The sequence below is a fragment of the Microbacterium sp. BF1 genome, from assembly GCF_019279095.1.
GTDB classification, from domain to species: domain Bacteria; phylum Actinomycetota; class Actinomycetes; order Actinomycetales; family Microbacteriaceae; genus Microbacterium; species Microbacterium maritypicum.
In genome coordinates this window covers 1-9,842 of record NZ_JAGYWT010000041.1, presented here as the reverse complement: position 1 = coordinate 9,842, position 9,842 = coordinate 1, and the positions used below count along the sequence as shown (strand labels likewise).

7 protein-coding genes and 2 pseudogenes are annotated in these 9,842 nt (G+C 65.0%); 3 read left to right on the top strand and 6 right to left on the bottom strand.

What is annotated here, in order from left to right:
• Positions 1–200: pseudogene (locus tag KZA10_RS02750) on the top strand (NADP-dependent phosphogluconate dehydrogenase); the annotation flags it as partial.
• 113 nt (positions 201–313) lie between these two features.
• Here KZA10_RS02750 and ftsE read toward each other — a convergent pair.
• Positions 314–937: pseudogene (gene ftsE, locus KZA10_RS02745) on the bottom strand (cell division ATP-binding protein FtsE); the annotation flags it as partial.
• A 183-nt stretch (positions 938–1,120) separates the two neighbouring features.
• On the opposite strand from ftsE, the gene KZA10_RS02740 reads away from it, so the two are divergent.
• Complete coding sequence (locus tag KZA10_RS02740) at positions 1,121–1,927, top strand: DUF2510 domain-containing protein (protein ID WP_218682115.1); 807 nt, start codon at positions 1,121–1,123, stop codon at positions 1,925–1,927.
• A gap of 287 nt (positions 1,928–2,214) precedes the next feature.
• Here the strand turns inward: KZA10_RS02740 and KZA10_RS02735 are convergent, their stop codons facing one another.
• From KZA10_RS02735 to KZA10_RS02715, 5 genes are all read right to left on the bottom strand, one after another.
• A complete protein-coding gene (locus KZA10_RS02735; protein ID WP_218682114.1) occupies positions 2,215–3,186 on the bottom strand; it encodes an ABC transporter permease in 972 nt (323 codons plus the stop codon).
• The gene (locus KZA10_RS02730; RefSeq protein WP_218682113.1) at positions 3,183–4,706 is read right to left on the bottom strand and encodes a sugar ABC transporter ATP-binding protein; all 1,524 of its coding nucleotides are present in this window, start codon (positions 4,704–4,706) and stop codon (positions 3,183–3,185) included. The genes KZA10_RS02735 and KZA10_RS02730 overlap by 4 nt, the downstream gene beginning before the upstream one ends.
• Positions 4,699–5,892, bottom strand: coding sequence for a Gfo/Idh/MocA family protein (locus KZA10_RS02725; protein WP_218682112.1), 1,194 nt, complete (start codon positions 5,890–5,892; stop codon positions 4,699–4,701). The genes KZA10_RS02730 and KZA10_RS02725 overlap by 8 nt, the downstream gene beginning before the upstream one ends.
• Positions 5,893–5,995: 103 nt before the next feature.
• Entirely contained in the window at positions 5,996–7,156 is a 1,161-nt protein-coding gene (locus KZA10_RS02720; RefSeq protein ID WP_218682111.1) for a substrate-binding domain-containing protein, read from the bottom strand.
• A gap of 63 nt (positions 7,157–7,219) precedes the next feature.
• Positions 7,220–8,044: a sugar phosphate isomerase/epimerase gene (locus tag KZA10_RS02715; RefSeq protein ID WP_218682110.1), complete on the bottom strand. Its 825-nt coding sequence runs from the start codon at positions 8,042–8,044 to the stop codon at positions 7,220–7,222.
• A gap of 109 nt (positions 8,045–8,153) precedes the next feature.
• On the opposite strand from KZA10_RS02715, the gene KZA10_RS02710 reads away from it, so the two are divergent.
• Complete coding sequence (locus KZA10_RS02710; RefSeq protein ID WP_218682109.1) at positions 8,154–9,302, top strand: ROK family transcriptional regulator; 1,149 nt, start codon at positions 8,154–8,156, stop codon at positions 9,300–9,302.
• Positions 9,303–9,842 lie beyond the last annotated feature (540 nt).

Genomic DNA, 9,842 nt, shown 5'->3' with positions numbered 1-9,842 from the left:
CCGGCATCCCCGCGCCCGCGTTCTCGTCGTCGCTGTCGTACTACGACGGCATCCGCGCCGACCGCCTCCCCGCAGCGCTCGTGCAGGGTCAGCGCGACTTCTTCGGCGCGCACACCTACAAGCGCGTCGACAAGCCGGGCACCTTCCACACGCTGTGGTCGGGCGACCGCACCGAGATCGAGGCGGAAGACACGCACTGACGTCTCGCCGTCGAAGGGCCGGGTACCGCGAGGTACCCGGCCCTTCGTGCATCGCACCACGATTCCGCGCTCCCCTACTTCGTGATGTCCTGCACCACGCCCTTCGTCAGACGCAGCCGCCGTGTCGCATGACGCGCGACCGCCGAATCGTGCGTCACGACGATGATCGTGATCCCCTCGGCGCACAGCGATTCGAGCAGCGTCAGGATCTCGTCGCGCATGCTCTCGTCGAGATTGCCCGTCGGCTCGTCGGCGAGGAGAACGCGCGGCCTCTTCACGATGGCGCGTGCGATCGCGACGCGCTGCTGCTCACCGCCGGAGAGCTCGTGCGGCATCCGCTTCTGCTTGCCGTCGAGACCCACGAGCGCCAAGGCCTCCGGAACAGCCTGCTGGATGAAGCCGCGCGACGAACCCGTCACCTGAAGCGTGAAGGCGACGTTCTGGTAGACGGTCTTCGACGGCAGAAGTCGGAAGTCCTGGAAGACCGACCCGATGTGGCGGCGGAAATACGGCACCTTGCGGTTGGCGAGCGCCCGCAGGTCTCTGCCGAGCACAGCGACCCGCCCCGTCGTCGGGACGTCTTCGCGCAGGATCAGGCGCAGACAGGAGGATTTGCCGGAGCCAGAGGCGCCGACGAGGAAGACGAACTCCCCGCGCTGCACTTCGAAGTCGACACCGGAGAGGGCGGGCTTCGACGTCCCGCGGTAGCGTTTCGTGACGTTCTCGAACCGAATCATGGCGCTACGAGCCTAAGCGCGGGCTCTCCCCTGGCCGCGAGCGACACCCCGCACGACGCTTCCGTCCTCCGACCGGATGGGGATTGCTCCCCATCCACGACCCACTGCCACGTCGCCTGCCACTGCTATACATGAAGATGTCGGCTGCAGGAAGTGGCCGCCGAATTCTTTCAAGGGGGACCCATGACTACGCCCGCAGGATGGTACGACGACGGATCCGGTCGACAGCGCTGGTGGGACGGCCAGCAGTGGACCGAGCACTTCGCCCCGGAGACCACCGATGCCCCGGCCGTCTCCGAGGAGCAGGTCGTCGTCGAGGAGCAGGTCGCCGAGACCCCATCGATCGATGACACCGTCGTCCGTCCGTCCGACGAGACGCCGATCTCCCCCGAGTCGCCGGATCCGTCGCAGACGGCTTCCGCAGGTCTCACCGCTCAGGATGTGAATGATGCTCCCGGGGCGGAGTATGCGCCGAGGTCGTCGCTGAGCGGGGTCGTCGCCGGATTCATCGTCTCCCTCGTCTCGCTCTTCCTCAAGGGCAAGAAGTGGCCGGGCATCACGGGACTCATCCTCGCGGTCGTCGGGACGATCATCGGCATCGTGATGTTCGTCGTCTACCTCGCCGCCTTCGCCCAGGGAGTGAGCGAAGAGATCGACAGGATGCCCACCTCTTCTCCGTCGATCGAGGCGACCGCGCCGAGCGAGACCGAAGGAACCGACAGCACCGAGGGAACCGATGCCGGCGTTCGCCCGACCGCTCCTGAAGTGGCTCAGGGACTCACGGCGATCCTCGCTTCCACCGGAGCCGAGGGATACACCGAGCCTCAGATCTCCTGCCTCGCGGACATTTTCGTCGCCTCCGACCTCGACAACGCGACGCTGCGCACGATCGCCGAGAGCGATGGCGCGCTGACCGACACCGATGCCCTCTACGGCTTCGCCGAGGTGCTCGGGGACACGGACGCGGTCGCCGCGTGCTTCACGCCCTGACCACCGCAGAGTGACGTCGAAGGCCTCAGGAGCACCGCGCTCCTGAGGCCTTCTTCACGCGGTCGTCCTGTCATTCGACACAGGGCGCCCAGCGCCGCTACCGTCGTCATGACGGCCACACCGATGAGGATCGGCCGGCGTAGCGAGAATGACCTCACCACGCATTCGCCGACCGAGAAAGACACACGGGGAAGCCTGATGACAGCACCTGCCGGCTGGTATGACGACGGCTCCGGGAACCGACATGCCGATGATGCCGCTGCGCAGCGGCCGGCGCGCCCCGGTCATCACTTCTTCCTCGACAGGGCGACGGCGGCGATGATGATGGCGCCGCGCACTACCTGCTGCTGGGCCACGTCGAGCCCGGCGAGGATGAGGCCGTTATTGATCAGGCCCATGAACAGAGAGCCGAACAGGGTTCCGATGATGGCGCCGCGGCCTCCGAACAGGCTGGTGCCGCCGAGGATGACCGCCGCGATGACGGTGAGTTCGTCGCCCTGGCCCCACTGGAACCGGCCCGACTCAAGTCGTCCGGCGTAGAGCATGCCGGCCAAGGCCGCCGCGACGCCCGAGATGAGCAGAACGGTGAACTTGATGCGGGCGGTACGGATGCCGGTGTACGCCGCGGCGGTCGGGTTGCCACCGGTGGCGAGAACCTTGCGACCGAACCCGGTGCGGTTCATTACGACCCAACCCACCGCCACGGCCAGCACGGTCCAGACCAGCAGGCCCGGCACGGGGCCGAAGTCGCCGCCGCCGAAGATCATCACATAGAGACGGTCGGTGATCGGCTGCGGCGCCGAGGCAGTGATCCACTGCGCCAATCCGGCCGCGAGGCCGAGCATGCCGAGTGTCACCAGGAACGACGGGATCTTCAGCAGCGCCACCAGTCCGCCGTTGACGGCGCCGATCACGGCACCTGAGGCCAGTCCGGCGAGGATGCCAGGAACCAGACCGAACTGCGCCACAGTCATGGCGGTCACCACCGAGGCGAGGCCCGCGATCGAGCCCACGCTGAGGTCGATTTCAGCGGTCGCGATCACAAATGTCATCGCGACGGCCATGATCGAGATCGTGGCCGTCTGCCTCACGATGTTGAGCATGTTGTTCGGCGAGAGGAAGCCATCGCTGCCGAGGAAGATGGCGAACAGGATGAACACCACCACGAAGGCGATGTAGATGATGTTGCTACGCCAGTCAAAGCGGGCCGCGACGCGCGCAGCGAGGGAAGGCCGGGTGGCCGTTGCGGGGCTGCTCATGCTGCCTCTCCTTGAATGATGAGTTGGAGCTGTTCTTCGCTCTCGACGTCGAAGCGGGCGAGTTCGCGGGCCGAGCGGCCCTCGCGAATGACGACAATGCGGTCGGCGACCGCGAGCAGCTCGGGGAGTTCCGATGAGATGAACACAACGGCGTTGCCCTGCGAGGCGAACTCGCGCACGATGTCGAGAATCTCGGTTTTGGTGCCGATGTCGACACCAGCGGTCGGCTCGTCCATCACCAGGATGCGGGGCTCAGTATTGATCCACTTCGCCACGACGACCTTCTGCTGGTTACCGCCCGACAGCAGGCTGACAGGGGCATAAGGGTCTGCGACCTTAACAGCGAACCGCGTCACGAGCTGCTCCGTGAGTGCCCGCAACTTCGCCATCGAGAGGAACGCTCCCGACTTCACCCGACCAAGTACAGGCAGGGTGAGGTTGTCGGAGACGGAGTGTTGAAGCACGAGCCCTTGTTCGCGCCGGTCTTCGGGGATGAGGGCGACTCCTGCATCCTGCGCCGCGATCGGGCTGCCAAAGCGCACGGCCTCACCATCGATTCGGAGTGTCCCGCGGGTCGGTTTGTCCATGCCTGCGACCACGCGAGCGAACTCGGTGCGACCTGAGCCCATCAGACCGGCAAGACCCACGATCTCGCCGGCACGTACGGTGAGGCTGACGTCGTCGAGCACAGAGTCGCTGGCGATGCCGGTGGCTTCAAGCAGCACGGGCGAGTCCGCCGCGAGCGCGCGGTCACGGTAAACCAGGTCACTGGCAAGTCGGCGGCCGATGATGGCCTCGATGATCTCAGCGGCGCTCAGCTCGGCGACGGCCGAGGAGAGGACGACGCGGCCGTCGCGCAGCACCGTGATGCGGTCGGATACCCGGCGGATCTCATCCATGCGGTGCGAGATGTAGACGATAGCGATACCGCGCGCCTTGAGCGTCTCGATCAGCTGGAACAGGTTCTCGACCTCATGCTTGGCAAGGCTCGCAGTGGGCTCGTCCATCACAAGCACGCTCGCGTTCTTGGCGAGCGCCTTCGCGATCTCGACCAGCTGCCAGTAGGCGGTCCCAAGGTCTTCGACCCGTGCCTTCGGGTCGATGGTGACGCCGAGCCCGTCGAACAGTTCGCGCGAGGCACGCTCAGCGGCACGGTCATCGACCAGAGCAGCGGTGCCGCGCAGCTCGCGGCCGAGGAAGATGTTCTGCGCCACCGTCATCGACGGGATCAGACTGAACTCCTGGAACACCATGCCGATCCCGGCGCGCTCGGCGTCGGAGGTGTTGCGGATGTCCACCCGCTCACCGTTGACCTCGATGGTGCCCGAGGTGATGGTGTGCACACCCTGGAGTACCTTCATCAGCGTGGACTTGCCCGCGCCGTTCTCACCGGCGAGGGCGTGCACCTCCCCCGCCACGATGTCCATGTCTACCGACTTGAGCACTTCGACCGGGCCAAAGCTCTTCACGATCTGCCGCATACACACCGCGGCGGCGGATGCACCAGCGTTCTCAGACATCGGCGTGGTTCGCAGTAGCGGCATCTGGAACCGACACCCACTGGCCGGTGCGGCCCGACTCCAGGATGGCCTCGTCGACGAGGGCGGCCTGGTAGCCATCGGTGAAGTTCGGCGAGACGGTGCCGCCCTCGACCACGGCCTTGATGAAGTCGTGCGCCTCAATGATCTTGGTCTCGCCATAGCCGATGCCGAGCGCCGGGATCGGCCAGAGCGACTCACCGTAGGGCGTGTTCGGGCCGGTGTACACGGTGCGGAAGCCGCGGCGGTCGCCGGCATCCTTCTTGAACGCTACCTTCAGCTCGTCGCGGTTCTCATAGTTGAAGAAGATCGAACCCTCGGTGCCGTGAATCTCGAAGGTGATGTAGTTGTTGCGCCCCCAAGCATTGCGGGTTGCCTCGATCGATCCGACGGCGCCGTTGGCGAAACGCACCAGCGACATTGCCTCGTCGTCGACGTCGACCTCGCCGCGCGGGCCGTCGTCGGATGTGTTGGAGGCGCCGAGGTTGTCGAAGCCGCCGGACTGCAGCGGGCGGCTGGGGATGAAGTTCGACACCACCGAGGTGACTGCCGAGATCTCGCCCACCAGGTAGCGGGCCAAGTCGACCACGTGCGAGCCGATATCGCCCACGGCACCCGATCCGGCAACCTTCTTCTGGAAGCGCCAACTCAGCGGAGAGTTCGGGTCGGCGCTCCAGTCCTGCAGGTAGGTGCCGCGGAAATTGAGGATCTTGCCGATGGCGCCCTCGTCGATGTACTTCTTCGCCAACGCCACAGCCGGTGTGCGGCGGTAGTTGAAGGCGACCGCGGTGACCACGTCGGCCTTCTTTGCGGCGGCGAGCATGCGACCCGCCTCTTCGGCAGTGGGCGCCAGCGGTTTCTCGCAGATGATGTGCTTACCAGCCTCAGCTGCCGCGATGGCGATCTCTGCGTGCGAGTTGTTAGGGGTGGCGATATCGATTACGTCGATCGACGGGTCGGCGATCACGGCGCGCCAGTCCGACGAATAGCCTTCCCAGGCGTACCGCTCGGAGGCCGCGCGGGCGAGGTCATCAGTGACGTCGACGACGATCTTCTTGACCGGGCGCGCTGGCGCCGGAGAGAAGAACATGGGCATAGCTGCGTAGGCGAGCGAGTGGGCCTTGCCCATGAAACCGCCACCAATCATGGCGATATTGATGTCCTGCATGGCTGCCTTTCGGGAGGGAGAAAGAGAAGTAGAGAGGTGCTCGGTGGGGGGCGATCAGTTCGCCCCCACCGAGCGTGTGGGATAGTGCGTGTAGTGCGGTTTGTTAGTCGACGTAGGCGTCGCGCACCGAGGCGGGCGCCTCGGATCCGTAGACCGTCTCCCATGCCTCGAGCACGTTCTCGTGGTCGACGGGGAGCGAGCTCAGCGCCACGTAGGCTGGGACTTCCTGGCCCAGGATGCTCAGCGCGGCCAGGTCGGCCTCGGCCACACCCTGATCGAACGGCAGCTGGGCGCCGAGGCCCACGATCATCTGGTTCTTGGCCAGTGCGATCGCGACGTTGGTGCCGAGGTCTTCGGTGGCGATCTTGATGTCGGTGCGGCCCGTCTCGCGTGCGGCGGCCATCACACCTTCGGCTGGGACGTCCCAGACGGCCCAGATGCCGTCGAGGTCGGCGTTCTTGGTGAGCATGGCGTTCGCGACGCCCTGCGCGTCACCGGCGAAGTCGGGGCCGGCGATGCCCTGCTCCTGCACGATCTCAATGTCCGGGAACTTCTCGGTGATGGTGTCTTTGAAGCCCTCGTAGCGCTGCTTCGTCACGAAGAAGTCGGCTTCGTGGTAGATGACGCCGATCTTTCCCTTGCCGCCCAGCGAGCGGGCCAGAAGGTAGGCGCTGGTGACGCCGTTGCCGTAGTTGTCGGCCGAGACCATGGAGACGTAGTCTTCGCCGGCCACGAAGCCGTCGGGCACGTTGTCCATGAACACGAGCTTCACGCCCTGCTCGGCGACCTTGCGGTAGGCGCTGGCTGTGGCCACCGGGTCCGTGGGAATCGAGACGATGATGTCAGGGTTCTGCGTCAGCACCGTCTCGATCTGCGAGACCTGGGTGGCCGGGTCAAAGTCGGCGTCGGTGGTGGCGATGACCTCGATGCCGAGGCGGTCGAACTCGCTGTTCAGTCCGTCGATCTGCGCGTTGGCCCAGTCGTTGCCGCCGTAGTGCATGACGATGGCTGCGGTCAGGCCCATGCTGGCGATTTCGGCGACCTGCGCATCTGTGACAACGGTAGTGTCCACGGAGGCCGGCTCCTCGCCATTGGGACCAGTGCTGAGTACCGTGCCCGTGATCTCGGCGAGAGCCGCGTCGATCTCCGTGGCGACACTCGAATCGACTTCGGTGGTCGTGCCGCCCCCGGCGGGTGTGCAGCCCGTGAGGACAAACAACCCGGCCGCCGCTGTAAGGGCGACGAGCGTGGTTTTGATCTTCATCCTTCTTGCTCCTTTGCTGTGAGATGATGGGTACTGCGTCTTTGGGTTCGGACGGGGATCGGGTCAAGCCAGCGCGGAGGCCTGCAGCCAGGCGAAGCTGCGCGCAGCAGCTGCGGCCTGGTCTCCGGGGTAGCCGTCGAGTTCAACGGTCACCCAATCGTCGTAACCGGCATCTACCACGGCGTCGACGATGCCACCCAGGTCGAGGTCGCCCTCGCCGAGCGGAACGAATCCACTCGTGGCCAGGTCAATGTCCTTGAGATGCACATAGGTCAAGCGGTCGGCGTAGCGGCGAATGATCGCGGCCGGGTCGCCGCCACCACCAGCGAGGTGCGCCACGTCAGCGCACAAGCCGATAGTGGTTGCGGCGAAAAGAGCGTCGATCTGCTCGGGCGTCTGGGCCAGGCTGCCGAGGTGCGGATGGTAGCTAGCGATGAGGCCAGCGGCCTGTGCCCGCTCAGTGACGGCGTTGAGGAAGCCACCCGCTACCGCAAAGTCCTCGTCGCGGCGGCCTGTAGAGCGGATAGCACCGCCGCCCACGACGTAGTGCCGGGCACCGGCCGCGGCCGCGAGCGCGAGCGACCGGTCGAAACGCGACAGCTCGTCTTCGTGGGCGTCCGGGTAAATGAAGTGGCCGCCGCTGTAGACACCCGTCACCTCAAGGCCACTTGCGCGCACCGCATCGGTAAACGTGCCCATCGAATCCTCGAAGGGGAGAAGATTGCCGTCGAACAGCTCAATGCCGGTGTACCCGGCAACAGCGATGGCGTCCAGAGCGCTGTGCACGTCGCCCGGGGTGACATAGAACCCCGTGCGGAGATCGGTCACGGCGTTTGGATTACCCACCACGCCACCCCAAGCGTTCGCCTCGTAGGCAAATTTCGACACGCTACCTCCTTGTAGATCCAGCAACAATGACACCGTAAGCGTTCTGTCACATAGATGTCAATACTCGCACCCTCGCGAACCACCGTTACATCGGAGTAATGTCACTGCCATGGAGATGACTTCCGGTGCTGGCGATCTCTTCCAGCTGCTTCGCGATGGCCGCCCACGTACCAAATCCGAATTGGTAGAGGAGAGTGGTCTTGCTCGTACGAGCGTCGTGAACCGTCTTGGTGCGCTCCTGGCTGCAGGCCTGGTAACGCATGCGGGTACAGCAGCAACATCTGGCGGTCGCCCGGCCAGGCGCCTCGTGTTCGACCGAACCTCTCGGGTCTGCATCGGGATCGACCTCGGGGCAACTCACGGCTCTGTAGGCGTGCTCGACATTTCCGGTCAGGTGCTCCGGCAGGAGCACTGCGCTCTCGACATTGCCGACGGACCTGAGAAGATCCTCGGCTGGGCCACCCGCACAGCCGTACGCCTGTTGCGAGACACCGGGTATGAACAGTCCAAGCTCCTCGGGGTTGGTGTCGGCGTTCCCGGACCCGTAGAACATTCAACGGGCCGCCCTATTCGCCCGCCCATCATGCCGGGTTGGGACGGGTGTGACATCCCGTCCCTCATCCGCTCCCGGCTCGATGCCCCCGTCTTCGTCGACAACGACGTGAACCTGTTGGCTCTTGGCGAGCGGGCGACCCTCTGGCCGGAAGTTGATGACCTGCTCTTCATAAAGGTGGCTACAGGAATCGGAGCGGGCATCATCCTCGGCGGAGTATTGCAACGTGGATCCCGCGGATCCGCAGGGGATATCGGCCACGTTCAGGTACCCGGCGGCATAGCCGATGGCCCCGACCTCGAAGCCACCGCCAGCATCCCCGCAATCGCCGCTGGTCTTGGCTCAGCAGAAACTCCGATCGAAGCAGCTCAGGTTGTAGACCGCATTCGGACTGGCGACCCCGATGCCATAGAGGCAGCGCGCAACGCGGGTCGCGCGATCGGTGAGGTAACCGCAATGTGTGTGAGCATCCTCAACCCGTCGGTGGTCGTTGTTGGAGGCCAACTAGGCGCGAACGTGCAAGAGATCATCGCAGGGGTTCGAGAAGTCGTCTATCGACGATCAATCCCGCTCGCCACCCAGTATCTGAACATCGTGCCAGCTCGCGGCGGCACAAGCGCCGGCATACGAGGAGCGGGCCTCATGGTCCTCAACGAGCGCCTCAGCGTCAACGCGGTCGACCAACTACTCAGAGAACTCGAGTAGCGCACAATAAACAGCCTGGCCGCATGCCTAGAGGTCGGGCGGGTAAGTACGAATCAAAAGCGTTGCTACCGGACGTCGCTCGTTTCGGAGCCAGTTTGACGGCTCTTCCCAGATGAGGGTGTAGGTCGGCCGGGCGCGTCGGTCCGCAGATAGACGTCGAGGTCTCCCGACGATGGAGGTTCCTACGCCATCCATCCGAAAGACCTCGACGTGCCCGACGCTACCCCGCCGGCCGGCTTCGGCCGCCCTGACCTGACCGCCTTCGCGGCTCATCCCAGTCGGCTCTGATCGGGTCTGCTGACCCTCTCGACGAGAACGCAGCGACATCACAGCCACCCAACCCCGACCGTCCGGGAAGCCGGGACACGTCAGGGTCTGATGCAGGAACATGAAGCGCCCTGGGTCTGATGGAGAGTAGTGCCCCTTAAGGTGGTGTAGCCCGCGGTGGCCGGCTCGTCGCTCGCGACGTAAGCGCGGTCACCGTGTGATCCTTCGAGAAGTCTCTTACCTCCACTCGAAAGGCATCATCACGATGACCGC